Annotated in this window: 20 protein-coding genes; 6 read left to right on the forward strand and 14 right to left on the reverse strand. The window is 48.2% G+C overall.

The features are described 5' to 3' along the window. Positions 1-221 precede the first annotated feature (221 nt). The 4 genes from K3T82_RS20285 to K3T82_RS20300 form a co-directional block, all read right to left on the reverse strand. Positions 222-2,636 (reverse strand): beta-galactosidase, encoded by a 2,415-nt coding sequence (locus K3T82_RS20285; RefSeq protein ID WP_220195370.1) that lies wholly within the window; start codon positions 2,634-2,636, stop codon positions 222-224. A 158-nt stretch (positions 2,637-2,794) separates the two neighbouring features. Continuing rightward, entirely contained in the window at positions 2,795-3,871 is a 1,077-nt protein-coding gene (locus tag K3T82_RS20290; RefSeq protein ID WP_220195371.1) for a LacI family DNA-binding transcriptional regulator, read from the reverse strand. 169 nt (positions 3,872-4,040) lie between these two features. Next, entirely contained in the window at positions 4,041-5,225 is a 1,185-nt protein-coding gene (locus tag K3T82_RS20295) for an ISKra4 family transposase (RefSeq protein ID WP_220194322.1), read from the reverse strand. Positions 5,226-5,235: 10 nt separating this feature from the next. Further along, positions 5,236-5,592: a hypothetical protein gene (locus K3T82_RS20300; protein WP_220194323.1), complete on the reverse strand. Its 357-nt coding sequence runs from the start codon at positions 5,590-5,592 to the stop codon at positions 5,236-5,238. A 347-nt stretch (positions 5,593-5,939) separates the two neighbouring features. On the opposite strand from K3T82_RS20300, the gene K3T82_RS20305 reads away from it, so the two are divergent. From K3T82_RS20305 to K3T82_RS20315, 3 genes are all read left to right on the forward strand, one after another. Next, the gene (locus K3T82_RS20305) at positions 5,940-6,458 is read left to right on the forward strand and encodes a hypothetical protein (RefSeq protein ID WP_220195372.1); all 519 of its coding nucleotides are present in this window, start codon (positions 5,940-5,942) and stop codon (positions 6,456-6,458) included. Positions 6,459-6,884: 426 nt separating this feature from the next. Next, positions 6,885-8,699, forward strand: a complete 1,815-nt coding sequence (locus K3T82_RS20310; protein ID WP_220195373.1) for an N-acetylmuramoyl-L-alanine amidase — start codon at positions 6,885-6,887, stop codon at positions 8,697-8,699. 372 nt (positions 8,700-9,071) lie between these two features. Then, the gene (locus K3T82_RS20315) at positions 9,072-10,172 is read left to right on the forward strand and encodes a helix-turn-helix domain-containing protein (protein ID WP_220195374.1); all 1,101 of its coding nucleotides are present in this window, start codon (positions 9,072-9,074) and stop codon (positions 10,170-10,172) included. Positions 10,173-10,294: 122 nt separating this feature from the next. Here the strand turns inward: K3T82_RS20315 and K3T82_RS20320 are convergent, their stop codons facing one another. Further along, entirely contained in the window at positions 10,295-11,122 is an 828-nt protein-coding gene (locus tag K3T82_RS20320; protein WP_220195375.1) for a penicillin-binding transpeptidase domain-containing protein, read from the reverse strand. A gap of 208 nt (positions 11,123-11,330) precedes the next feature. Then, complete coding sequence (locus K3T82_RS20325; RefSeq protein WP_220195376.1) at positions 11,331-11,798, reverse strand: hypothetical protein; 468 nt, start codon at positions 11,796-11,798, stop codon at positions 11,331-11,333. A gap of 256 nt (positions 11,799-12,054) precedes the next feature. On the opposite strand from K3T82_RS20325, the gene K3T82_RS20330 reads away from it, so the two are divergent. After that, a complete protein-coding gene (locus K3T82_RS20330) occupies positions 12,055-13,923 on the forward strand; it encodes a sensor histidine kinase (protein ID WP_220195377.1) in 1,869 nt (622 codons plus the stop codon). A gap of 428 nt (positions 13,924-14,351) precedes the next feature. On the opposite strand, the gene K3T82_RS20335 is transcribed toward K3T82_RS20330, so the two are convergent. Then, on the reverse strand, positions 14,352-14,726 hold the full coding sequence (locus K3T82_RS20335; protein WP_220195378.1) for a hypothetical protein: 375 nt from the start codon (positions 14,724-14,726) through the stop codon (positions 14,352-14,354). A gap of 138 nt (positions 14,727-14,864) precedes the next feature. Continuing rightward, positions 14,865-16,277: an acyltransferase family protein gene (locus K3T82_RS20340; RefSeq protein WP_220195379.1), complete on the reverse strand. Its 1,413-nt coding sequence runs from the start codon at positions 16,275-16,277 to the stop codon at positions 14,865-14,867. 618 nt (positions 16,278-16,895) lie between these two features. Between K3T82_RS20340 and K3T82_RS20345 the strand changes: the two genes are divergently transcribed. Continuing rightward, positions 16,896-17,915, forward strand: coding sequence for an alcohol dehydrogenase (locus K3T82_RS20345; RefSeq protein ID WP_220195380.1), 1,020 nt, complete (start codon positions 16,896-16,898; stop codon positions 17,913-17,915). A 394-nt stretch (positions 17,916-18,309) separates the two neighbouring features. On the opposite strand, the gene K3T82_RS20350 is transcribed toward K3T82_RS20345, so the two are convergent. After that, entirely contained in the window at positions 18,310-19,542 is a 1,233-nt protein-coding gene (locus K3T82_RS20350) for an FAD-dependent monooxygenase (RefSeq protein ID WP_220195381.1), read from the reverse strand. 628 nt (positions 19,543-20,170) lie between these two features. Here K3T82_RS20350 and K3T82_RS20355 point away from each other — a divergent pair. Next, entirely contained in the window at positions 20,171-21,157 is a 987-nt protein-coding gene (locus tag K3T82_RS20355) for a phosphotransferase family protein (RefSeq protein WP_220195382.1), read from the forward strand. A 69-nt stretch (positions 21,158-21,226) separates the two neighbouring features. Here K3T82_RS20355 and K3T82_RS20360 read toward each other — a convergent pair whose 3' ends face one another. The 5 genes from K3T82_RS20360 to K3T82_RS20385 form a co-directional block, all read right to left on the reverse strand. Then, positions 21,227-21,562 (reverse strand): hypothetical protein, encoded by a 336-nt coding sequence (locus K3T82_RS20360; protein WP_220195383.1) that lies wholly within the window; start codon positions 21,560-21,562, stop codon positions 21,227-21,229. Positions 21,563-21,736: 174 nt separating this feature from the next. After that, positions 21,737-22,948 carry an RNA-guided endonuclease InsQ/TnpB family protein gene (locus K3T82_RS20370; RefSeq protein WP_236031425.1) on the reverse strand — a complete coding sequence of 404 codons (1,212 nt, stop codon included), beginning with the start codon at positions 22,946-22,948 and terminating at the stop codon, positions 21,737-21,739. Between the two features lie 117 nt (positions 22,949-23,065). Next, positions 23,066-23,776 carry a hypothetical protein gene (locus tag K3T82_RS20375; RefSeq protein WP_220195385.1) on the reverse strand — a complete coding sequence of 237 codons (711 nt, stop codon included), beginning with the start codon at positions 23,774-23,776 and terminating at the stop codon, positions 23,066-23,068. Then, on the reverse strand, positions 23,773-24,045 hold the full coding sequence (locus tag K3T82_RS20380) for a hypothetical protein (RefSeq protein ID WP_220195386.1): 273 nt from the start codon (positions 24,043-24,045) through the stop codon (positions 23,773-23,775). The genes K3T82_RS20375 and K3T82_RS20380 overlap by 4 nt, the downstream gene beginning before the upstream one ends. A 317-nt stretch (positions 24,046-24,362) precedes the next feature. Then, positions 24,363-26,237: an ABC transporter ATP-binding protein gene (locus tag K3T82_RS20385; RefSeq protein WP_220195387.1), complete on the reverse strand. Its 1,875-nt coding sequence runs from the start codon at positions 26,235-26,237 to the stop codon at positions 24,363-24,365.

Below are 26,237 nucleotides of genomic sequence, written 5' to 3' on the forward strand. Positions count from 1 at the left end.
AAAGGACTGTGCTCAATTGAGCCTGGGTTGGTTTTGGGTATGTAATAAATACCTGCGGCAGTTTTCCTTTCCATGAAAAATAGAGCAGCGGCTGCGCTGTTCTCTACCGATTGCCGCCTGATTCGTTAAAATAGGCTTTTCGCTAGTTACCTCCTTTCTAAGCTAGCTCAAAGCAGAGGAAGATCTGCTCTGAGCCGTTAGACCGGCTTGCAAACGAACGACTATGCTTCCAGGTAGAGCGTGAGCTGATCACTCAGTACCGCCGGTTTGAGCGATGTGATGATCTGCACACCGCCTTGTAGCTCCACATCGTAATCTTGACTTAGGGCGACCTTTTGCGGTCCAGCTATTGCTATGATGTCCTGTGGTTGAGTCAAACGAAACTTAAGAGCAGTCTCCGTCCTGCCCAAGATCTCTGCCGTGGAATAGACAATGCGCATAGCGCCAATGGATAGATTCAACGGCAACATCATTCCCTCTTTGCGCCGCAACTGCAAGGAACGTCCCCCCAATAATGGCTGCTCTTTCTCTGTGATATGGATTTCTTTGTCGAAGCCATCCAGGTTCAAGATGTGCAACAGCCGCTCTCCTGATTCAGTGGCAGTTGTCGTCATAAAAATGCCATTGGACCTGTCATGATGGTTCAGCCCGGCTCGTACACCAAGTTCTTCAAGGATCGCTCGAACGAGAGAGACATCGCAGGGATAAGCCGCCGAGAGCACAATAGCACGTCCTTGCCCAAGCGGGATATCAAAGCCGCACGCCTCGTTGGTGTCCGCAGCTCTTACAAGCACCTCACCTCTAGTTGCCCCATAGAAATGCGCGCGATAAGAGCGTACTTCAGGACGCGGGGCAACCCAGCCCTCGGCTCGCAGAGAAAGAAAGTAACGATGAGTAGACTCACGCGAACCAGCAGGGTTCAGCCCCAGATGCCTGGAAAGCGTATCTGCTGGGCGACCTTCTAAATCAAAGAGTGGCAATTCTCCATAGAGTAAGAGATGGCCTCCTGCTTGCATATAATCCACCAGTTTCTGCTGAAGTACCCCGTCCATATAGCGGGCTGACGGCACCACAAGCACTGGCGTAGACCACTGATCGAGCGCCTTGTTCTGCACATCCAGAGCCCCAAAGCGATAGCCAGCCAGCAGCATACCTTTGGCGAGCATTTCCCAGGCATCTCTTCCCCGATTCTCCTCCAGATTTTGTACGATTTCCTTCATCCTACTACTCGCCGGATATTTAGATTCCGTCATGTAATAATCAGGGATGAAAGCGAAGGTCAGTGGATCATGCTCTTCATGCATAATTGCCAATTTATCTGCTACCGCCGCAATGGCTTTGTTGACCCTTGCCAGAGGCCAGTATGAGTAACTCAGCTCTCCTTCAGGGTTTACTGGCGCGGCAAAGCCGTGACGCTCTCCTGTAAAGGCAATGCGATTATTCCCATCATTGGCAGGTTCCGGCAGGAGAGAGTTTATGCCGCCACTAAAGAGGTAGTAGCTAAGTAGTTTGTTTCCCTGAGCAACACACATGCGAGCCTTGAAATCAACTGTTGAAGGATCATAGTGGTTGCCATTACTCCCGCCGTAATCACCATCACCGCACTCGAATTCCACAGAGGTTAAGGGCTGCTCCGGCCTATTGACAGCATCCATAAAGGCGTTTATGAGATAGAGATCCTGGAAGTTGCTGATTTGCAACTCTCCCAGATAGTGATCCGATCCTGCGATATATCCTGGAGCCTGTGTATACGCTTCATAGAGCTGGCTAATGCCAATTGGAAAGGTAAGGCCCCGACCTGCGTCTGTACCATGCACGTTAATAATGAACGGCACATCGGTGACGCCAAATTCTTCAGCGTAGCGGCGCAGGATGGATACATAGCGGGCAAAACGGTACCGCATATAATAGCCAAGATCATGAAGCAGCGAGGCGGCGTATTCCTCTGCAGGGGAGCGTAATGCAGCGTCTCGCACCAGAGCGTTGTCCAGATCAAACGAATATCGTTGCTTGAGCAAGGCAGGCCCGTGCTGCTGATGTAACCAGCGGGCGAAATCCTCTAACACGTTCGCAGTAAGGTCAGGGCTATTGGTAACCCAGGAGAGCATGCCCACTTCGTTGTCAAGCTGGACCGCAATAATATTGCCACCTCTGGTATACAGGCGGGGCGCTATCACCTTCATGACAGCACTGTACCAGTGGTAAGACTCTTGTAGGAACGCAGGTGCAAGGTAGTCAACAGTACGTGTGGAGACCGATACACCATCCCAACTAGGCGGCATGATCTCCGGATGTTTGGTATACAGCCAGAAAGGTAGGCCCTCATTTTTCATCTCGGCCATAATGAAAGGGCCAGGACGCACAAAGAAATAAAGGCCGTTATCCTTACATAGATCGATGAATGCGCCAAGGTCGAGTTCCGGACTCGTCTTGCCCTCCAGGTCAATCTGCCCCTCAAATGGCTCATGACACAACCAGGGAACATAAGACGCCACGGCATTGCAACCCGCCTCCTTCAATTTCGAGATGCGATCCTGCCACTCTTCACGTTTGAGGCGAAAGTAATGGATCTCACCCGCAAGAATCATACGAGCCTTGCCATCTATCAGAATCTGCCTATCTTTGATAGCAATCATCGCTGATCGATACCTTTCTCTCTTTTCAAAGGTCGAAGTGAGCGCCTGATGTGTATGGTAACTCATCAGTTTGACCAGCCAAGAGAATGTGTCATTCTCTTGGGCCTTAGCCATCTACTACCACATATTTCCAAAGAGCTACATCTCCATCAGCATAATTATCTGGGAGAAGTACACGAAGCACGCACGATGAGTTCAGTTGGTAATTGAAGGTAGTTAGCTGAAGTGTTTTGCATGGCAAGCGGTAGAATAGCTGGATAATAGCTAGTAGGGACAGGGCGCGGCGCGTCAAGTTGGGACAAAAGTAATTCAGTAGCACGTCGACCCATTTCATAGAATGGCTGCCGGACGCTTGTGAGAGCTGGACGTGTATAGGCAGAAGAAGGGATATCATCAAAACCGATAAGAGAAATATCGCCCGGTATCCGCACTCCATGCGCTTCGGCATCCTCAAGCACATCATAAGCCATCTGATCGTTACCGGCAAAAATAGCAGTAGGGCGCTTCTCCATGGTAAAGAATTGTTTGGCGCCAGGTAGCCCACTCTTTGCCATGAAATTTCCCTGCTGTACCAGTTCGGGATCGGGTGTCAGTCCAGCTTCCTTCAGTGCCTCACAAAACCCCTGGTACCGTTTAAGCGAGACTTCGTACTCTAGAGGCCCCTGGATAAAAGCAATGCGTCGATGCCCTAACTGGAGTAAGTAGCGTGTTGCAGCAGCAGCCCCCGTTTGATTGTCGGCGCTCACCCAGGGAACATGTGTTGGCGTTTCGCGGTCATCAATAATGACAACGGGAAAACCTTGATCATAGAGTTTTGTCAGATGAGGAATCGAGGAGCCAGGATATACAGCTAGAAGACCGGAAGCGAGGTGGGAAGCCAGAATGCGATCAATCACAGTGCCCTTGTTTTTCTCATAATCACCTAGATCATGAGCCACACTGTAGAGTAGCAATTCGTAGGATGATTGCTCCACAACCTCAGAGACCCCACGCAAGATCTCTGTAATTAACGGCCAGGTTAAAGGGGGAATTACGACGCCTATCAAGCGGCTACGCCCCCCTGCCAAACTGGAGGCCGCAACATTGGGCACAAAGCCCTGCTCTTGCATAATTTGTAAAATTCGTTCACGTGTCGCAGGATCTACATCTGGTTTGGCATTCAAGACCCGAGATACTGTGGCCTTGGAGACACCTGCGAGCCGGGCAATATCCTGTATCGTTAGTTTCCCAACCATACAATTCCCTCTTTTCATCCTTGCGGGGAATCCGGCAGTCCCTTGAGCACCCTTATACAATGGTAACGATTCAAAAATAAGCTCATAAACCGTTCTCGGGAGCGGTTACATAAAAAGTATAAGGAGAAATACCACTCCTGTCAAGGGAGACTTAAAATTCGGGTGTGATTCACATTTTTGCAAATCGGTTTGGAAGCGCCTTGCGAGAAAAGGTCATGCGTCCCCAGCGCTTTTGGCCTTCGGTTCTCCCTTTGTGGGGAGTCTGTTGCGCCTTCGCCTTTCCACGCGCCGACAGCAGCAAGATCTCGATAAGCTGTTCCTCCAGCACCTGTTCCAGTTGTGCTCGTCGCCGCTGGCTGCGCTGCACTCGTCGGGCATGATGCTCTTCTCTTTGTCGCTGATGTTGCTGGTCCCAGACTTCTTCCCAGCGGTGATTACACAGGGCATCGCGTAAAGCTAGCAGAGGATTCACGTTGGCGGGCTCCCAATGCATGCCTGCTCGTTTGAGCCGCGCCTGCATGACTCGCTTGTTGGCGCTTTCCACCATGCCTGAGCCAATGGGCCAGCCTTGGGTTTGGAACTCTTGATACTGCATCTGAGGAAGGCGCTTGCCAAAATAACGCACCGCATCGCTGACCGCAGGCAAGGGGCGGTGTTCTTGCCACCACGCCATATGCTTCATGATGCGCTCTGGCCCATGATGTTTGAGCTCATGAAGCATGGCTCTTAGCCAGCCTTTGGGCACATGCTGACCTGCCAATTCCCCTTGTTCGGCGATCCGACCCAGATACTCGGCTGCATGGGCAAAATCTAAAATCCGCACGGCATCGAAGCGATGCCCATCCACAAAGCCTTGAAGCCATTCGGCTCCATCTTGCACCGCACAGACCGCTGCGGCTCTCTCAATGCCTCGCCGTGTGATCTCCACTGATGCCAGGTCGGCAAAGGTGGTTGCATCTGCCAGCCGCGAAAAGCAGGAGTGGTTGATGGTTCGTTTGTCCGTCGCATCTTGATGGCGTGTGTGTGCAGGGAGGACCTCTGCAATGACCACCGTTTTGACTTCTGCCCAACATCCTCCTCGTAGGGGAACCATGGCTCCATCTCCACTCATTGCCAGACGGCAAGCCACAGGCTCTGTGCCTTCCCCGACCAGGGCGCAGGCCGCGCTGGCTTGCTCGGTTTGCATGACCAGGACTCTGGCTCCTGCTTGTAAGGTCTGCCGACGCACCAGCGAGTCGCTGACCTGGATCCCCAACAAGGCATGCAGTTCACTGGCCGCTTCCTCAAAAGGAAGACGGGCTCCCAACCGAACCAGGCTTTGATGGGCATGGGGCATCAAACCTGTTTGAGGCAAGTCCAAGAGCTCATCGAGGGGGAAAAAAGCTGTACCCACAATGAGGGCAGCTCTGATACTCACGAATCAGGGTGACTTCTTGTCCTCCTTGCGTTTGCAGTCGGCGCTCTCGCTTGCCACGCACTTGCATCCGTTTCCCACACTCTGGACAGGCCACCGGCTTACTCCGACCGGTTCCTTGGTCTGCTTGGTTGGCTTGAGCGAGATCCTCGATCATTCTCGCTCGTAGCTCGTTCATCTGTTGGTCAACCGCCTCCTCGATGTCGGCTAAGGTCGCTTGGGGATGGGCAAGCCGCCACTCTTGCATACTCTTGGCTACCTGCTGGCTTCTTTGCTCCCATTGCTGATCGTCCTCTTGCTGCTTCATACCCTCTCCTCTCTTTTCTCTCGCTTGTCTCCTCCTCAGTGTACCATCTTTGTCTTTTTGCAAAAATCTGAATTACACCCTTAAAATTCTTTGGCGATTGCCATCTCGGCAAACAGCTCCCTTCACAAGTGGAATATCTCACAGGGCATACGGAAGCATAATCTTGATATTTCGGTCTAAACGGCAATTGATACAAGTGCTGGAGCCCGGAGACGCTACATTGATGCAATTCGAATGTTATCAGGAGAAAAGTCCTTCTTTCTTGTCAGGACATGAGCAAGTAGATATTATCTACGTATGGATGCAAATTGGTTGTGAATGGGAATTATGTAGAGAGGGTGACATTCATGCGAAAACAACAGCATAAACAAGCATTTATCATTTTCTTCCTGGCAGCGTTCATCTGTGTTCTGTTACTTGTTGGGTGTGACATGCCGAGCGCGCGGGCAAAGCAACAGTCTCCAGAACAGAGCAACATGTCCACGCTCGCATCGACAGCACAAATCGCACCACTACCAAATATTACTCCGCAAGCCGGTTGGAAGTTAGCATACGAGACCTCAAATGACGCGACGAACCTACGCAAAGGCGAGAGTCAGAAGCTTGCTCCAATCGACATTCCTCCTGGGACCGGCTTTCATGTCGTCGCGCTCTGCGCGGGCGACGGCTCGATTGAGGCTACATTAGAAGGAAGTGGAGAGGAGGGTGCGACGACTAATGTACACGCATCAATGACTTGTACTCCATCTTCTTCACCTACTCCTAAGGGCACAACCGTCATGGCTGATGGGATTACGCAAGCCACACTCTCGGTCACTCTTACAGGGCCGATACAGTGGAAAGTCGTGGTCGAAGAGCCAGAATAACATCAGGGCTCGACCATCTACTTGCCTGAAACCGTGGTTGCTTGATTGGAAAACAAGAACAATACCAAAATGCCTGGCAACCGAGAAATTCTAAGACGCCGCTTCCCGCCTTCTAGAAACTCTGGAAAACGGGGCGCGGCATTGCTTAATGCATATCCCAGATTGACTATTTCACCTGCACTTCTTCCATTATATTGATTGTTTCCAATAAAAACACAAGCTATTCTTACTAGAATTCTGTGCTTGTCCTATTGATAATCACATCTTCTATTTTAGTACTATACTCTTCAAAAGGCAGCTCATATGTGCTACAATTTTGGCTGTGTTAATATATTCTGATTTATCAATACACACAAAGGTACAAAACCTCTTCCTGGATAATCAGCCCCCCCTGTAACTCAAATGACGATTTTTTGGAGGTAGAACATGAGTGAGCGACAACACCCATATTTCAGTCGTATTGTCATTCCTCTTCTCTGCGTATTGGCACTCCTGGTTGCAACAATCTTTGGCAATCCATCCCAAGCCTCTGCACATACCAGGGCCAGTAGCAGCCTGGCTTCGGCATTCGATCAGGCAGCCAATGAATTTGGCATACCAGCCGAATTATTAAAGGCCATTTGCTATATGGAAGGTCGCCTAAGCAATCACGGAGGTAGCCCTAGTATTGACCAGGGTTACGGATGTATGCACCTGGTAAAAAACAAACACGCAGATACTCTTGACCAGGCAAGTAGACTACTAGATGTCAGTACAAACCAACTCAAGAGCGATATTGCCACTAATATTCGTGGTGGTGCGGCGGTTCTACGCGATCAGGCATTGCAGCTATCCACTAATTCCACCCTGCCTGCTTCACTTAACAACTGGTATAACGTCGTTGCGGCTTATAGCCATGCCACAACCCGGTCCACAGCCACTATGTATGCAGACGCAGCATATACCATCTTGAAAAAAGGCTTTAGCGCAACAACGGAACACGGTGAGGCAATCTATCTGGCTCCCCAGAATGTTATCGCCAATAAGGGTACTTTGCGCGGTATGAAAACTACTGAAGGCCTTCCGACTGGCTGTGTCGATGATGGTAAAACCGATTATCCCGGCGCGATTGATTGCATCCTTGATCCTCAGACCTTTGATTGCAATGCAGTCAGTGCTAATGCTTCTTGCACATACGAGAGCGCGAAGCGCCCCGAAGATTTGCCAATCAACTTTGTTGCCATTCACGATATCGAAGGCTCCGCCCAGGCTGGCCTGAACATCTTTCAAGATGTACATAGCGGCGTCAGCATTCATTACGTTGTAGATGCCGATGGCACTGTCTATCAGCTCGTACATGATACCGATATCACCTATCATGGTGGTAATTACTGGTATAATCAGCGCTCAATTGGCATTGAACACGCGGGTTTTGACGCCACCGGATTCCAATGGTATAACGCCGCCGAATACCTTGGTTCTGCCAAGTTGGTTGCTTACTTACTCACGAAATACAATATTCCACTGGATCGCGAACACCTCCTTTCTCATGCAACCCTTCCTTCACCATCAGCATCATCTACACCAAACCATGTCGATCCAGGTCCATATTGGCTCTGGACTTACTATATGGACCTGATTAACAAACAGGGTGTTCCCTATCCAGATGAGGAAGAAAACTCCCATATTATTACGCTCCAACCCTCGACAGACGAGAATCCGGAGAAGATGAATGGCACTGAGACGCCTGCGAACTTTAACTACTTCTACCTGTACAATGGTCCCAGCACAGCATCGGGTCTTATTCCTCATGGAAGCGACTCCGATATTACGGACGGGACCAATAATATAGAGACCAACATGAGCTATGCTTATCTTGACAAGGTCACAGATCCCGCAGGAACTGGCTATACCATGTACAAGATTTGGTATGGCGAACAGACGCACCTACACGATAAGACAGTGAGCTATTTTGCGAACGCTAAGACTGCCTGGCTTGCAGTTCCTCCAGGCGCGGCTGTCGAATCAACAGGCACCCTTGTTTCTCTGAATCTCAGCAATGCGACGGCAGCGAAAATATACGGGAGCCCAATCGACACTGATTACTATCAGATTGGAGACGCACCCAATGGCGCTATCTTCGCCTCTAAGATAAGGACTACAGAGGCCAACGGCACTGTCTGGTACGAGATTAACTACAATCATCGTCAGGCATGGGTTCCAGCCTACGAGGCAACTGTTGTCCAGAACGTGTGCGAATGAGAGCATCAGCACAGCTTAAGCTCTTTCGACACATATAAGGAACAGGGAGAGAAACACTACACAGAGCACGAAAGAATCTCATTTCTTTCGTGCTCTGTGCTACTTACCTGAAATGTGTCTTTGTATCTATGTCAATAATTGATCTGGCTACCATCTTCTGAGGTATAAAGTGGGGGTACGCTAACTGTTGAATTTCATTGCGAGAATATAAAATGTATGCCGTATCTCCTATCGCTGCTACCTTTTTCCCATTTGTTAATTCTCTGTAGAGAGAAACGTTCTCTTTAAAGAGGGGTATTTCTAATTTAAGATCAACTATATAGATATACTACAATAATGATATTCTTGAACAGCTAGAAGCGGCTACCAACCATGATGGAACAGAAGAGAGATTTTGGCAAATGGATACGTGCTCAGAGAAAAAAGTATGCGCTTACGCAAGCAGAACTGGCTGCACGCCTTCATTGCGCAACCATCACGGTCAGAAAAATAGAGAACGGCGAGCGCGTTCCTTCTTCCCAACTAACAGAAGCACTTGCTCATGCTCTAGGGGTTGTTCCCTCATCCCTAGCAGCATTTGGGAATTTCGCACGGACAGGGATTCTCCCTTCAGCAGGTGTGGTTACAATCAATGCCACACAATTATTGCAAGAATCCGGGGGAGATCAAAAATATTATTCTACTCGCATCAAACCTCCGGTTTCTCCACACCGACCAGCATACCTGCTGAATGCAAGTAGTGATCAACTACTCCTGGAAATCCAGGGCCACCAGCATGTCCCCATCGCCAGTACAACCAAAATGATGACAGCTCTCATTGCCATCGAGCATGCCAATCTTGAGCAACGCATTACTATTAAACAAGAAATATTGGACCTAATCGAGAGACATAGGGGAAATACGCTTCAACTCCAAGCAGGGGACCAACTCCAATTGAAAGACCTTCTCTATGCGATGATGCTTCCCTCTGGGGATGACGCAGCCGTCATTATTGCTGACGCGCTGGAGGGTTCGATGAAATCCTTTGTTCAATTGATGAACCAGTATGCCCAGCAATTCCATCTTCACGATACCTTTTTCGTAAATCCCAGTGGAACCCCATCCTTCAATTGTCTGGCAGAGAACGAACAAACTAATTACTCAACCGCTGCTGATCTTGTTCATATTGCACGCATTGCCTTAGCCAATCCATTTCTCGCACACCTGGTTCAAGCTCAACGCTACCAACTACCACTCACCAGATGGCATCATGCCTATCTGTGGGAAACCAGCAATGAACTTCTCTCACGATATGCAGGAGCAACAGGTGTGAAAACTGGCTATACATATGAAGCGGGCTATTGCCTGGTTTTCTCGGCAACTGGCGTCCATCAACAACTCATCGGTGCGATTCTACAAGCACCAGGAAAGCGGCAGCGCCTGACTGATGCCAGTACGCTTTTAAATTGGGGGTTCCTGCACACGCATCAATAGGTTACCTCCCCTTAGGACATATTCTCGTTAAACATCAACCAAGCCAATAAAGAGATGACCTCTTTCATCTCTTCATTGGCTTGGTTGATGAATGGCCTACAAAAATCATATCAGTCTACTTGCTAAAAATGCTGAGCCTGTGTTGTAGAGGAGTTGTAAATATGCTTGTCCTGAAGAATTTTCTGTGTAATGGCTTTAGCTTCGCTGCCATTGAAGATAAGCGCTTGTCCAGGGGCAAGTTCTTTCCCCAATTTGGTCGCGTGGTAATACGTATTTCCCTGGGTCTCTACATACCCAACAAACCAGCCATTAGTCCCTGTCTTTCCCGAGAAAGTTGCGCCATTTTGCTTGTCCATAACCAGAATCTTTCTGGTTATCTCCATACTTCTCTTAGAGAAAGGCAAGTCGTTGTTATGTAATCTCCTCAACAGGTCAACCTGTTCTCGTGGAGAAATTTTGAGAGAAGAGTTCAGCCAAAAGTCAATTAAGGTGCCAGACATATTTGCATTACCATAGGGTATAGCATTCAGATAGTGCTGCATTCTGGTTCGACCAACCTCAGCGGCTACGCGCTGGTAATACCAGACAACCGACCCCTGAATAGCAGATTGGAGAGTGTGGTCACGGTTCCAGTTGGGGAATTGATACTGCAAACCATCCCATTTGAAGACGATATTTTCATCCTTGACGACTCCTGTTTCCAATCCAATAAGTGAGTTGGCAATCTTGAACGTCGAGAATGGAGACATCCTCGTAGCACTTAATTCATTATTGTAGATAGTATATTGGTGCTCTTTCTCGCTATATAAGACAAATGTTGCGTCCTTATAGTTGGGAAAATACGCACTCAAATCTTCATTGACAAGGCGATCTTGTACTTTGGCTTTTTGCAGTGTAGGGGATTGCGCATGAGCTGTAGATATATACCGAAACCATCCCATAGCCAACATACTACTGATTCTCATCATTCTTCTCATTGAGAACATATAATCTGAATTCCTTTTCTTCTATATCGTTGAGTAACATTTCCTTTCCACATGTTCCTTTCTCCTGCTACAAATATAGTAAGCGATGGATCTTGTATCTACCTCTTTTTCGATACAAAAAACGATACAAGTTACAGCAGACAGAATAAATCAGATCACAACCGGTATGATTCTAACGACCCCCATCAGTGTATCTTGCTATCAGCCCTCCTACCAGAACCACAGCCGGGGGCACCAAGAGCATAAGATGTATACTCTTATAAACCATAATTGCACGTGATCCCCAAAAGAGCCCAAGAAGAATAAGTATCGAGAGCAGCCCCAACCCAATGACCCAGTTGGCATCTCTTCTCTTTTGCTTAAGCGCGCCTCCACTTAATCGCATCCTTTTCCATGAGAGCAGGCAGAGCGAGACCCCCACAATAGGCCAGAGAACCACACCTAGACAGAGGGACATTAATATTAGCAACGAAATGTTGTTGTGTGTCTCAATGGCATATCGCACTGCGAGTATCAGCCAGGAGAGCAATGGGGTGGTATAGCTCATGCTTTTCAAAATCACAAAACCGAGATAGGAAATCAAAGCGACAAGAGACCCAGTAAACACAAGGACATCTCCTATTCGGATAGATAATCGCATGTTTTGTATCCTTCCACTATGGTTATTCAAGATGTAAGTATCAAACTTGTCTCGAGAGCATAGCATGAGGCAGACAAGCTGACAGCGCACTCAAAGATACAAAAAGAGATACTCGTCATGGAGCATCTCATAAATTTAACGTAGAATCGGATGAGATTGCAATCTTGTGCTGGCGATATATAATAACCCTGTCCTATCGCTGTTTCTCTTCTTTCATGGAATGGTTGAGCGTTCCTTATATATAGGGAAGAACGAGATGAGCAAAAGCCAGCAACATATCATGAGGCAACAGAGATTAAGCGCAATACCTGTGAAGAAGCGCTCAAATCTGTGTGCAACAGTAGAGCCGTCAGTCGCACAGAATGAGGCTGAGCTATTCAATCAATATGATGCGATCTTCGCTCCTTTCCTGGATGGAGTCATTATCTGCGATCAAGATGGAATGATTCGCAAGATGAATGATGCTGCTTTGAGTCTATTTGAAGTGACATGCGAGCCTCAGTATCGACCCAGAACCATGCGGGAGCTCCTTGAAAGTCGGGCTGTCCTTGATGAGCAGCAGCACCCCCTCTCTTCCGTTCACTGGCTTATGCAACCTACTGTGCACGGTATGCACCCAACTGAGCAAAACATCATGTTCCAGGCCACTTCTGGACTGAGCGTTGCCGCAAGTGTGTCCTGTTCGCCTGTGCTTGACGCGCAAAAACACATTCGGGGAACAGTGTTTATTTTCCATAAAGTCTCACAGAAATATCAGCAGGCACTTCATCTTCAGCGCGTCCATGAAGCAGTGCAGATTCTAACAGAATCTATCACGCACCTCCCCGAATACATTCCTGAGCAGTTAACTATTGCTTGGACAGAAGGATCTTTTCTCCTAACACCACCTGTCGTCTTCATTTCACAGCAACTGGTGGATGTAGTTCGTCATGTTATAGGGTGCCACCGAGTAAGCCTTAAGGCTCTTGGACAGGCAGGTCGTGTGTATTATGTAGCTGGTAGCGGTTTTACTCCTGAACAAGAAGCGCCCGAGCGAGCAACAAGTGGACTCATAACGCTCTCAGATATTTTTGAGGAGCCAGTGCTTACTCGCCTTTTCGCCAATAAAGAGGTGACAATTCCTGGTAATCATGTCCACTTCCCACCTGATTTAGAGAGCCTAGCCTCTATGAGTATCCTAATGATGCCGTTGTTTCTTGAGAAACGATTTGTTGGGTTGATCTGTATCCTCAAGGAAGGGGTGGAGAGTATGTTCACTCAGGAGGAAATAGAACTGGTAAGGGCCGTCGCAGCACAGGCGACGCTAGTGGTAGAATGTCTCAACTATCTGCATGAGCAAACTGAGGATCAGACCAGAGAACTTGTATTGCATGAAGTGAAGCGACTGAGCAATGATTTCCTTGTTCTGGCAAGCCACGAGTTACGAACCCCTCTCACAAGCATCCTGGGCAATCTGCAATTAGCCCAACGTCGGCTAGAAATACTTGATCAGCAAGTAGCCACCCAGCCTGAGCAAGTAAGTAAGCATCTCGAGCAGGCCTGGCGACCCTTAGCTTCTGCTTCACAGAGCGCTCGTATCCAGCAACGGATGATCAACAATATCATTGACGATGCACGCATCCAGACCAATCAACTTGAACTCTTTCTGCAATATTGTGACTTGAATATGCTTCTCAATGAGATTGTGATTGAGCAACAACAGCAAAGTCACGGGCATGAGATCGTTATGAAGCTCGAATCGGTAGATCAGAGAATACCTGTGCTCATCGATATAGAGCGGGTGAAACAGGTCTTCAACACCTATCTGACGAATGCTCTTACCTATTCACCTGCGGACGAGCCTGTAACTGTGCATACTACGGTCAATAATGGGATCGCCAAGGTCTCTGTTCATAATGAAGGGTCAGGAATCCCGGTCGAAGAACAAAGGCATCTGTGGGATCGCTTCTATCGCGCCAGGGGAAGCTCTGTGCAACACGAACTGGACCTGAGCTTAGGGTTAGGCCTCTATCTATGCCAAACGCTTATTGAGAAACTTTCCGGTTGTGTGGGCGTACAGAGCGCTCCTGGTCAAGGTGCGACCTTCTGGTTTACCTTACCCATTGCATCACACTCGAAGGAGTGATAACAATAGACAAAGGATGGTGTTCTCCAATGGCTTCTCTCTAAGAAATACCGAAGGGTCCGATCATGCTGGCTATTTATATCCACGAATATTCATTATCTCCTCTCGCCGAAGCAATCCTACGGCAATCCAGTGCTCTTAGGAGATGATCTCTACCTGACTATTGATGTGCGTATACAGCGTCTCGTGGCGAAACATTTTCAGCAGGGGATACATTCAGGCAAAACAGCCTTCCTCCTCCCTCCCACAAATTATTGTACAATTAAGAAATTGCTTTAATTTCACTCATCATATGCTTTCCCCTTAGAAGAAGGCGTATGCTGCATTAGCAGCATACGCCTTCTTCTAAGGGGAAAGCATGGCTGAGAGCCTGCTCAACCGAGTCAACATCATAGCAAACCACTCTCCACACTCCTTGATATACTCATCTAACGGCGTGGAAGCAACGAGAGTACAACAATCAAGAGAATCAGTATACCTCCCCCAATCAGCCCAAATGCTGCTGTGAGGTTTTTCGCATGACCGCTAACGATAAGATAGAATCCCGCTACAATGGCGATACAACTTAATGCTCCCATACGAATCTGAAACTGATTGGCACGTCTCTGTCGCCGGTAGACACGCCTCTGCTCACTTCCCTTAGAAGAGTGCTGTCCATACGGGAGTTGCTGTGGAGGATATTGATTGGGCGCAGATCCAGGCACCTGTGGATATTGCCCATTATAAGGTGGATATGCTTGCTGTGGGGGATACTGATTTGGCGGGTAGCTCTGCTGCTGCGGATATTGATTGGGATTGTACATACAAACTCCTTTATGATCCAGGGCAGACATCCATATTTCTTTCTACAATAGAATATCCTTATTCTCAATAAGTGTCAATTGCCCAACAACATCTATATTGAAGTCCGAGTCGTACTGCGCATCATTGGCAACTCATAATTATACATCCACAGTAATCTTGCTCTTCTGTGTTCTTTCTTCTCCCTCCCCCGAGAAAGGCAGCTCAATTTTCTCAGCCAAGGGGCGGCTGCGATGACCTATCTTTGCCGAGAGAGCTATACCGGGTTTCTCAAAGAGCTGATAGAAAAGGGTTGAATAGGGAACAATCAGAAGAAACGCATAGAGCCAGTAGAGCCCATAGATGATCAGTCCGTTGCCGTTTTGTAATCGGTATCCCACCTGGATCATAAAGATCATAAGCAAGGGAAAGTGCCACATATACATGCTATAAGATACATTGCCTAATGAGCGCAACGGCTTCCAAGAAAAAAATCTTTGAAGGTGATTCGGACCATAAAGGATCGCCACAAGGCACGCGCCATAACTGCACGCAAAGAGCCATTCGTGAACCCAAGGATACGTATGAGACACCGTATTGAGAAATTCCCAGGGCGAGAAATGGAATACGAAATGCGTGTTCCACCACATCATCCCCGCCAACGCCAGGAGGCCGATGCCGCCTATACAATAGCTCCACTGGCGCAGACGAGCAGCCCAATACCCCCCTTTGGGATGCTGGGTCGCCACATAACAGAGACTTAGCAACATACCAACCGCAAAGTCTTCCAGATATTTGCCGGTCTGTCCGTAGAGAAACATTCGAATAACCTGAATGGCATCATAAAACTGACCAGACAACTGCTCGCTCTCTATTCCCCAAGCGCGTATGCACACCCCCCACACCATCAATGCGCATAAGCAGCCAATAAGCACCCACCCACGTCCTACAATAGAGAGGCGATGCACCAGCCAACGCATGCCCAACGCGAGCAGTGGTAAGAGCACATAGAATTGCGCTTCAACAGCCAGTGTCCAAAATGGTCCTTCAACCTTCTGATAGGTATCCTTTGTGGAATCCATGAAAAATATTAGAAAAAGACCAATATGCCCCAGATGCTGCAACTGGAGATAGCTACGATCATAAAACAGAAGCAATAATGCGAGTGTGATATAGTACGCGGGGACAATGCGTAAGGCCCGTCGTAGACAATAGAGGCGTAGTGAAGGCCAAGGCGTTTTCAGCAAAAGGGCACGAGCATAAGGAAGAAATAGCAGAAAACCAGAGAGTACAAAAAAGAGAGTCACACCTGAAAAGCCGGAGAGGAACAATGCAGTCATCCATGCATGTCCAAATGACGAGGCCTTAGGATCCCAGATCCCAGTATCACGCGTGATCAGATTGATATGATAGCCTACAACAGTAAAGCATGCAATGGCACGAACTCCATCAAGCGATGCAATGGTCTTCTTCTGCGGGATCTCTTTCCTATTCATTTTCACCTGCTGATCCACATCACCCACCTCATGAAATCGTGAAAAGCGCGACTGCATCCGTCCTAAGAGAGTAGACATACACCATTCCTATCTTGTAAATGTTTTTTATACAATATATAAAAGAGGAGCTTCCGTCAAATTATTTATAAAGTGACTATGACATTACAGAAGAAAGTCATTTTGTATTTCCAATCAAGCAGGCTAGATTGGTGCCTGAAAGATTTCGAAGAAATGTGGATATGTGTTATCTTCGCTTTCTATTTCCTACAACGCTTGTGAACGTATTTACCCTGTGTGTTACCTACTTGCTTTTCCAGTGTCTTGAGTATCAAGAGATAACACCAACAACTTCTGTGAAGAGCTCAAGGCAGATTTTACTTGATCTGGTCACGGAAATGATAATGTTCGCTTATGAGGAGATTGTTGCTGAATGGAAAATATTTATGGAGGTGAGCGAAAAGATCAGTAGGCGAGTATCTTTGATGCCAGGCCCTGGCTCTCTGTTTGGCTCTCGCTTGTCTCTTTGCTGACTTTTCAATAGCCCTGCCTTCTCATGTGCTCAAGAGAGTGATGATGCCCACTCGGCCTTTCCCTGCTAAAGAAAGCGCGGAAAACAGGCAATCTTTGGCATCGGGCTATAATTACGAGACGAATTTTGGTTTTTCGTTTGTAGAGAAACTTTAAGGGGGGTGAGCTATGTCCTCGATGAAGGCTGTACAGGTGTCTCGGGCGGGTGGTGCGTTTGAACTGGTCGAGCGACCAATTCCTGAGCCTCAAGAGTATCAGGTACGCATCAAAGTGCAAGCATGCGGTGTCTGTCATAGCGACATTATTGTGAAGGAAGGTGGCGGTGGAATTTATTCCATCTCCTATCCTCGTATTCCTGGTCATGAAGTGATCGGCGTGATTGACGCAGTCGGCAAAGGCGTGCATCCGTGGAGCGTTGGACAACGGGTGGGCGTAGGCTGGCATGGTGGGCACGACTTTGTGTGTATCCCCTGTCGTCGGGGAGATTTTATTCATTGCCAGCAAGCTCAAGTCACTGGCGTCTCCTATGATGGCGGATATGCTGAGTATATGGTAGCGCCTCAAGAAGCGCTGGCCCGTGTACCAGACCAGCTCAATGCAGCTGAAGCGGCTCCACTTCTCTGTGCCGGTATAACGACCTTCAATGCGTTGCGCCATAGTGTGGCGAAACCGGGGGATCTTGTGGCGGTGCAAGGTCTGGGCGGTCTTGGTCATCTTGGCGTCCAGTTTGCCAATCGATTTGGCTTCAGGACAGTCGCGGTCTCGCGTGGCAAAGATAAAGAACGCCTGGCCCGAGAGCTAGGGGCGGACGCGTATATTGATACCAAAGCCAGCGATCCAGCCCAGGAACTCCTGGGCATGGAAGGAGCACAAGTCATACTAGCCACGGCACCCAGCGGCAAAGCGATTGCTTCGATCCTGGGAGGGGTCGGGGTTAACGGTCAGCTTCTTATTGTAGCTGCACCTGGCGACGCAACGGATCTCTACCTGGCTTCACTGATCAACGGCTCCCGCTCTATTCAAGGATGGGCCTCTGGTACTGCCATGGATTCAGAAGACACCTTGAATTTCAGTATGCTTCGAGGTGTTCGTCCCCTGGTTGAAACGTTTCCCCTCGAACACGCCAACGAAGCGTATGATCATATGATGTCCAATCAAGTACATTTCAGGGCTGTTCTGACTCTATAACAGAAAGTGGGTATCGCTCTTGGAGCCCGTAAAGAGCGTTGAAGCAGAACCGTTTAAAAGCCGCCTCTCCAGCGCTCAACAGGGTTATTCATTAGGAGGCTCTTATGAAGCCTCCTAAATTTGCAACTCAAGGCGATCTGCTTGCCGACCTGATTGAGTAGAATAAACAACTTTCTCAATAACCTTGATTCTTACCAATGAAACAACTATTACTTTCACCTGATATCTTTTCAACTCTGGTCACCCCAGAAACAAATGAAGGAAAGATCTGCCATGCGGTCTAAGCCCGTTTGTTGATTGAAACTCGTAATAGATAAGCTCAATTACCTAATGTGCAACTCCTTTGCTGCATGACGGCAACGTTGCTCAATTTGCCCCTGTATGGATTGCGAGGCTATATGCTCGGTGTTTCTGTGGAGGCTTTCTGATACTCTTTGAGTGTAATGGCGTTGGCCGCACTCTGAATTTCTTTTGTGATTTTCTCGAAAAAGGCGCCTTTCCAAGGCAGGTGCGGAAGCAGGCGCATCATCTGGGTTTGGAACCATATTTGTGTGCGTGACCTGGGAATCATATTCTTTATTGAATTGATTGCGAACTTCTGATTCGCCTCAACATATGCACGCATCTCGTTTTCGTAGCGAGCGAATGCTTCCTGGTAATCGCCGGAAGCCTCAGCCAGTTCACCAGCCAGGACGTATGCTCCCACCAGAGCGAGACTTGTTCCCTGACCTGATGCTGGTGAAGCACAGTAGGCAGCATCTCCCAGGAGCGCTATTCGGCCAGTTGACCAACGATCCATTTGAATCAAGCTTATCGCATCAAAGTAGAAGTCATTGGCGTGACGAGCACTTTCGAGGAGCCGTGGAATCTGCCAGCCATCAGAGGCAAAGGCATCGAGCAGAATTTGCCTCTGCTGCTCAACACTGCGGTAATCATAGTTCAGCGTCGGCGAAAAGAAGAAGAAGACGCATTTCGCTTCAGCATCCTTTCCCATGCTGTACACGCTGGCGGCCTTCCCTGGCAAACCGTGATAAACCTCCTGACGATCAAGTTGAAGGAAATTTGGGAGAGAGAAGAAAGCAAGGTAGCCACCCATAGACTGGGTGAATTGTGTCTCGTCTCCGAAGGCAAGATTGCGTACCTGTGAGTGCAGACCGTCAGCTCCTACTATTAGATCAAAGCGACGTGGAGCACCACGCTCAAACGTCACTTGAACTCCATCCTCATCCTCTTGAATAGAGGTGATAGTGTCACCAAAAATGTACTCAGTGGTGTCGCGAGTATGTTCGTAGAGAATATGCGCCAGGTCGCCGCGCATAATCTCTTCATCACGTCCTACACGTCCTCCCATAAAGTCAGCAGGCAGGGTAACAATTGGTTTATTAGAGCTATCGACAAAGATGGATTCTTGCATATCGGTGCGTGCCTGCTGAATTTCGTTCAAGATTCCCATACGGTCAGCGACCTCAACTGCTACGCCACGAATATCAACCTTGTAGCCACCCTCACGAAAGGTTGGTGTACGCTCCACGACAGTAGGGGAGAAGCCATGACGACTCAGCCAGTACGCAAGCGCAGGCCCGGCGATGCTCGCTCCCGAGATCAGAATGTTGCGATGGTTGTTCATTAGAAATCCCTTCTCAATTGCATGATTACACAAATGTTTCAACAATAATGCTCAATCACATCAACACGCACCTTTGCCGGCTAATTTTTAACTTTTTATTGGCAATAATAATTATTCAATTGAATAATTATTGACATACCCAACAAAAATATAACATATGTTTGCAATAAATGTCAATGTATTGAAATATTTTACCAATAACATACGGGTCATCCTTGCAAGATGAACCAATCTGATCTATTGGAATCCCTTCAATGTTTGAGTTGATTTACGTTTATATCTGCGAAAGAGCTAATGTAGCCAACACAAGGAAAGGTAAATTGCGCATGCTAACCGATTTCAGATTATTTGACAGGTTTCCTTATATATTTCTCGCAATAACGTCTCTTTGCACATCCAAGAAGCACATACCTTGTGGTCTCAAATAGTCATGAAGCACTACGCGGGGCAGATCACATTCTCCTTCTGAAGGAAGGTAAGATAGAGGTACAAGGGCGTTGCAACGTCTGCTTGCCAAGAATGAAGAGATGCGTCGACTCTGGCATGGGGAGCACACCCACAGGTAAATAAAAAGAGCAATTTTTGGATGTATCGTCTATAATATTTCATTTTTTGTGAGGATAAGCATATGACAGAGACCTCTTCCTTAAATGATTGGCTTCAAACAAAGCACAACCAATGGAAGACACCAGACAGCGTGATACACGACTATGTCCGCCGGGCAACTGGAAGTGCCATCACGCAATCAAGCCGGGTTGTTCTTGGTCAGGACAACGAAGTGTATGATGTGACAACGACTGACCATCACCAAATTATTGTCAGAATTTCACGTAAAGCGAATCATCGCTTCGCAACTGAACGCTGGGCACTGAATGCCGCACGTCTTGCTGGTGTGCCAACACCCCGTGTGTTACTTGTCGAGCAGGCAGAATATGATGAGGCAAATATCATGTTCTGTATCGAAGAAAAAGTTCCAGGCAGACCACTAGATGTTCTGCTGAAAGAAGCGAGAACATCGAACGTGAACAAGGCTATTAACCAGATTGGAGAGATCCTCGGCAGGTTGCATAGCGTCAACATCGGTGGATTCGGCTATCTCCAGGCGAATGCAAAGGGCCAGCAAACCTCGTTTGCTGAGATCATGCTTATGGCAAATGAACGAGAGGCTGAACTATATGAAGCAGCAGCACACTGGCATATCCCGACACAGAAAATCACAACATCTTTGGAGATACTAGACACGCATCGCGAACTGTACAAATTTACTTCGCCAGTCCTCGTGCATGGAGACTTTGGGCCACAACATATCTTTGTAGAAGGCGATCACATCAGCGGCATCATCGACATGCAAGATTGTTCTGGCAACCACCCGATCATCGATTTTGTCAACTGGGATGCGTATTATTGTGAACTTGTCCCCACAAGCAAGCTAATGGCTTCATATGGTAATCAGGAGATCTTTATGGGGAACTATAAACCTCTTTTTCGCCTTGTCTTGCTTCGAGAAGCGCTGATAATGCTCATGGTAAATGCGGCACACCAGAACCCACATGGTGTATCAGGCTTTATCGCCGAGATGGAGCGAGCGCTGAAATATTTCGCCAATGCTCGCTAACAATGCAATGATATATGATCAGGCATGTTGTGAAATTGGTGTAAATTATGTTCTCAAAGCGCTGAATCGTCAAATGACATACGTCGCACCTGTCATCACTCCCACAGCCAGGACCGTCAGGATAAAACCGATAATAGCCCAACGGCGGGCAGGCGCCTCTCCTTGCTCTTTGATGTGCTTCAACGCCGGACGCAATCCACTATCGCCAACGCCTAAGAGCACGACGGCGAGACCAAAGGCCATGATGATAAGAGTTCCCCATGTACTCCCAAGCAGATTACCAAAACCACGCGTCCTCATAATGAGAATGAGACCGAAGATCATGGTGAATGTTCCTACATATGTCAGGGCTCGCTCGATAGCGATTGCCCGCTGAATGAGTGCCTCATCCTTCACCTTGTTCATCAATGGTATGATGAACAAGGCCAGGAGTGCGTATCCGTTCTCCGAAACTTACCCAAACATGGACAAACCATGCTCAGCATTCGGTTCCTGCTTCAATGCAGACAGCAAGCCTTTCGCTTGTCTTACATCTGCTCCACAGGCGTCACTTCCCGCAGAACTTGCGGTACGCCATGTTTATTGTGCCAACGCCGCGAGATTGGTGGCGGCGTTGGCATCTCGGTCTTGCACGCTTCCACACTCCAGACAGACAAAGACCCGATCCGAAAGGGCGAGCGCCTCATTGATCCAGCCACACCACGAACAGGTTTTTGAGGAGGGTTCCCAGCGCGAGGCCAGCAGCACCTGCACCCCTGCCTGTTCGGCTTTGTAGAGCATCTGCCGCTTGAACTCGTACATGCCCACATCGGCGATGGCTCGAGCCAGCCTGCGATTCTTGAGCATGCCTGCAATATTCAAATCCTCGAGGACGATCACACGTGGTCGCTCGGCATCGGGCTTGGTTCTCGCCACGATCTGGGCGGTTGCTTGGTGCAAAGCGTCTTGGCGCACGTTGGCGATGCGGGCATGCATCCGTGAGAGGCGCAGCTTGGCTTTCTGGCGATTGCGTGATCCTTTGGCCTTGCGGCTATGACGTCGTGAAGCTCGCTTCAATGCCGTGATCTTCTTGCGCAGCGCCTTGGGGTTCTCGAAGGTGCGTCCATCAGAGAGGGTCGCCAGTCGCTTGATCCCCAGGTCAACCCCAATGACGTCGCCTGTGGCTGCTTGGGATGCTTTCTCTTCCTCATGCACACAGATGGAGACAAACCATCTGCCTGCTTGCTCACGGATGGTCGCACTGCTGATCTTGCCGTTGAGAGGGAAATAGCCATGCTCTTTGAGTCGGAGCCTTCCCAAACGAGGCAACTGGATGGCACCCGCAGACACCCGAATGCTCCCGGTGAAGCGGGCGCCACCGATGGCTTTCTTCCGGCTTTTGAAGCGGGGATAGCCACACTTGCCTTTCCAAGTGCCCGCTTTTTTGAGCCGGCACTTGCGAAAGAAGTGCTTGAAGGCGGCATCCAGGTCACGCAAGCCCTCTTGGAAGGCGCACTTGCTGACCTCGCGCATCCAAGGCTCAGAGGGCTTGAGAGCATTGATCTCGCGATGCAGATCGATGGCGGTGGGCGTTATCTGCCCAGCTTTGTAGGCCTCTTGTTTGCGGCGAAGACCATAATTGAAGGCCCAGCGAGCGGCTCCAGCATGTTTACGGCAGAGTGTCTTCTGTACATTATTGAGGTCGAGTTCTCCTCGATAGCCACGTACCATCTTCTGCTCTTCTTCCTCTGTGGTGAATGTAGAACAAATATACCACAAAGTCGCTGCTGTTGCAAGGGAAGGCCTGTCCATGTTTGTACCTTTTTGTCCCTATTCTTGAAAACAAATTATACCCCCAACCCAGAGAGCCGCTCCTAGAACGTGTCCGTACCGAACGAGCCATGAAATTAGCAGTAACATGCATACTCCTTATGAGAGGATCCAGGTTTTCGCATTCGTGAAACTGATCTCGGTGGTATCGCTACTATTGTACGATAGAAGTCCGATATATCCACTCGTATAGGATGTGTCCTTCACACGGCCAATATTGTGCTGATTAACATAGAGCAATATATCAGAGTTGTACGCGATGACGGTCAGCTGGTTTTTCTGATTGTACCGACTCTTAAAATAGGGTATATGCGCGCCTTCCAGCAAGACAGGACTTGTGCCACTTTTGTTATAAACAATCAAGCGATACGCTCCAGTAGTATCAACTCTCCAGACATAATATGTATGTGTCCGTCCTGAGCCTCTAAAGGTCATTCCTCCCGCGTTTCCCTGAAGAATATTGACTTCAACTTGAAAGGCAAAATTGCTATAGATCATCTCTGATGTGCATGAATCAAAGTATCTTGCTTTTGTTTCGACGACATGAAACGAGCCGTTTTTGAAAGAGCATGATGGAGTGTTGCCCCAATAACTTGTGCTTATATCATTCAACGGATCAACACGAGTTGGTGTTTTGCTTGTTACGCTGGTATAGATTATTTGTGGATCATCAGAAGCATAGTTGAGTGATTTTTGACTTGTGTCAGAACTGGATGCCTGGGTAACTTGCCCACGCGGCATAAATAAATAGGTGAGCAAACTTCCAGTGCTCATTGAGACTATGATTACCAGGACGAAAGCAATGGTCAACCCAACCTTGCTCTGACTCGGGGTTTCATTGGCGCGACTAGCGGTAGCACTCCGGCAATGGCATTGGGCTCTGGCATCGCAACCGGAGAATAGGTTGGAGCCGCTATGGGTTGCTGAATGTAGGGGCTAGTTACGTCGGAATATTCACGAAAAGGGGCTGGTTCCGCAAACTGCTCATCTGGCGTGATTGGGAATTGAACTGGAGCCTGACAGGAAGGGCAGACAAGACTCCCTTCACTCATTTGGGCTTGGCAATTACGGCATTGCATAGATGTTCTGTTTCCTCACATCCTTGGAGATATTGAGTGATCTCAAATATATTGCGATTATGCCATATATATGCTTGCTTGCATAGCAAATAGTATTTGAGGATAGCTCTCCAAATGCATGCCATACATTTTTAATCCTGCGAAATTTCTATTACACTTTCAATGATGAATGCTTGATCACTTGGAGCATCCTGGGCGGAACAATACATACATAACCTGTGGGGATTTATTCCGCCCAAGCCTTATGTTTCCTTATGAAGCCCTCTAAAAAGATGCGGATAAGCTACGGGGATGTATCAAAGAACGAGTTTGTCCTATCAGCTTTTGGAGAGAACTACGTCATTGAGGCTTTCATTATCAGATAGGTAACTTTGAGCCTGCATATTATACATCCTGGCATACTGCCCCTGGAGCGCCAACAAATTGTCGTGGGTTCCGTATTCGACAATCTGGCTCCCATCAAGCACCGCAACATGGTCTGCCATGCGTACCGTACTGAAACGATGCGTGATGAGCAAGCTCGTATGTCCACGCATAAGCTCCTGGAAGTGGGCATACAGCTCATACTCAGCCTCTGCGTCTAGCGCGGCCGTTGGCTCATCAAGGATAAGCATGCTGGAACTGCGCATAAACATGCGTGCCAGGGCAACCTTCTGCCACTCGCCTCCAGAAAGATCTATCCCATTGTCCTGATTTTCCCCTGCCATCCACAGGCTGAGAATGCTCTCATATCCCTGCGGCAAGTTCATAATACGCTCATGAATACCAGCCTTATTCGCGGCATTCTGGATCAGGTCACTATTTCTCATGTGAGTGGTATTTCCTAATCCTATATTCTCTTGAGCGCTGAGATCATAGCGTGAAAAATCCTGGAAGATGGCTCCAATTTGCCCACGATACTCATCCACATCAAATTCCCGAATGTCAATTCCATCCCACAAAATCTCGCCAGCACTTGGATCATACATGCGCGTCAGGAGTTTTACAAGTGTTGATTTGCCTGCCCCATTCAAACCTACCAGGGCCAAACACTGATGCGCAGGGAGAAAGAGATTGACGTCTTTGAGTATCCAGGGATGCTGAGAGGTATAGCGAAATGAGACATTCTGAAAAGTAATGCCCTTTTTCAGAATGGGCACCCGCTGAGGTGTACGATGAAGAGAGATTGTTTGCGGCAACGCTTGTAGATCATTATACCGTTTAAAATACAGAATATATTCGTTTATCTGGCTAATTGAAAACGCAATTACGAGCAGCGATTGCTGCACACTTGCTGCGATACCAATGTAGAGGGCAACATCGCCTATACTAATCTGCCTGGCAAAAGCCTGCATAACAACGACAATAAATGCGCCACTGGATATGAGAGCAGCCAGAGCAGAGAGCCCCAATTGCCAATACCATTCACGCTTTTGATGCTTCCGTTCATGCAATTGAAGCACTTTTGTAAGGGATAAGAAGCTCTGGAGAAAAAAGGGGCCTAACTGAAATAATTTCACCTCTTTGGCATAGCGTGGCGTGGAAAGAATTCGCCCGTAATAATCCGCCTGGCGCTCCTTTGGATTATTCTCAAATCGCATCTGGACATGTTCTTTGCTTAACCGTAAATGGATATACAGATGAGGTATTGTGGCAATAGCAATCACAAGTGCCAGGAGAGGACTCAAGATGAAAAAGATGCCAACGACTGATAGAAAGGTAAGAAGAGACCGCATAATGGAGAGAAAGCTCGATAGCGTCTGCTTCGGCATAAAGTGTGCGGTGTTAGCAATTTGAAACATATCATGAAAACGTGGATCTTCAAAGTGTGCCAGACCCGCCAGGCTATTCAACTTCTGATAGATGCTGCACTTCATGGTAAACGTGAGCTTCAGTGATAATTGCTCGTTGACATATTTGTTCGTGGGCGTAATCACCTGCCCAGCAATCACGACCAGCGTTTGTAGTGCCAGGAGCGGGAGAAGGCTAGAAAGTAATGTCGCGGTATTCTGTTGTTGTACTCCTCGCACAAGAGTATCAAAGAGGACCTTACTGAGCCATGCCGCCCCTACTGGTACCAGCGCCTGTACAACTTCAAGCACTAATAAAGTCATCACGCCTCCCCGATCCGACTTCCACAACAACCTGAAGATGATCTGTATCGTTTGTAATAACTCGCGTACAACGCGCAACCAGGCGTGTAATTTCTCCAT

The sequence above is a fragment of the Ktedonospora formicarum genome, assembly GCF_016587355.1.
Lineage (GTDB): Bacteria > Chloroflexota > Ktedonobacteria > Ktedonobacterales > Ktedonobacteraceae > Ktedonobacter > Ktedonobacter formicarum.

Bases quoted from the DNA above. Each gene is read 5' to 3' on its own strand.
- K3T82_RS20285 (WP_220195370.1), bottom strand. From the start codon at position 2,636: ATGATTGCTATCAAAGATAGGCAGATTCTGATAGATGGCAAGGCTCGT.
- K3T82_RS20290 (WP_220195371.1), bottom strand. From the start codon at position 3,871: ATGGTTGGGAAACTAACGATACAGGATATTGCCCGGCTCGCAGGTGTC.
- K3T82_RS20300 (WP_220194323.1), bottom strand. From the start codon at position 5,592: ATGAAGCAGCAAGAGGACGATCAGCAATGGGAGCAAAGAAGCCAGCAG.
- K3T82_RS20305 (WP_220195372.1), top strand. From the start codon at position 5,940: ATGCGAAAACAACAGCATAAACAAGCATTTATCATTTTCTTCCTGGCA.
- K3T82_RS20310 (WP_220195373.1), top strand. From the start codon at position 6,885: ATGAGTGAGCGACAACACCCATATTTCAGTCGTATTGTCATTCCTCTT.
- K3T82_RS20315 (WP_220195374.1), top strand. From the start codon at position 9,072: ATGATGGAACAGAAGAGAGATTTTGGCAAATGGATACGTGCTCAGAGA.
- K3T82_RS20320 (WP_220195375.1), bottom strand. From the start codon at position 11,122: ATGTTGGCTATGGGATGGTTTCGGTATATATCTACAGCTCATGCGCAA.
- K3T82_RS20325 (WP_220195376.1), bottom strand. From the start codon at position 11,798: ATGCGATTATCTATCCGAATAGGAGATGTCCTTGTGTTTACTGGGTCT.
- K3T82_RS20330 (WP_220195377.1), top strand. From the start codon at position 12,055: ATGAGCAAAAGCCAGCAACATATCATGAGGCAACAGAGATTAAGCGCA.
- K3T82_RS20335 (WP_220195378.1), bottom strand. From the start codon at position 14,726: ATGTACAATCCCAATCAATATCCGCAGCAGCAGAGCTACCCGCCAAAT.
- K3T82_RS20340 (WP_220195379.1), bottom strand. From the start codon at position 16,277: ATGTCTACTCTCTTAGGACGGATGCAGTCGCGCTTTTCACGATTTCAT.
- K3T82_RS20345 (WP_220195380.1), top strand. From the start codon at position 16,896: ATGTCCTCGATGAAGGCTGTACAGGTGTCTCGGGCGGGTGGTGCGTTT.
- K3T82_RS20350 (WP_220195381.1), bottom strand. From the start codon at position 19,542: ATGAACAACCATCGCAACATTCTGATCTCGGGAGCGAGCATCGCCGGG.
- K3T82_RS20355 (WP_220195382.1), top strand. From the start codon at position 20,171: ATGACAGAGACCTCTTCCTTAAATGATTGGCTTCAAACAAAGCACAAC.
- K3T82_RS20360 (WP_220195383.1), bottom strand. From the start codon at position 21,562: ATGAACAAGGTGAAGGATGAGGCACTCATTCAGCGGGCAATCGCTATC.
- K3T82_RS20370 (WP_236031425.1), bottom strand. From the start codon at position 22,948: ATGGACAGGCCTTCCCTTGCAACAGCAGCGACTTTGTGGTATATTTGT.
- K3T82_RS20380 (WP_220195386.1), bottom strand. From the start codon at position 24,045: ATGCAATGCCGTAATTGCCAAGCCCAAATGAGTGAAGGGAGTCTTGTC.
- K3T82_RS20385 (WP_220195387.1), bottom strand. From the start codon at position 26,237: ATGGAGAAATTACACGCCTGGTTGCGCGTTGTACGCGAGTTATTACAA.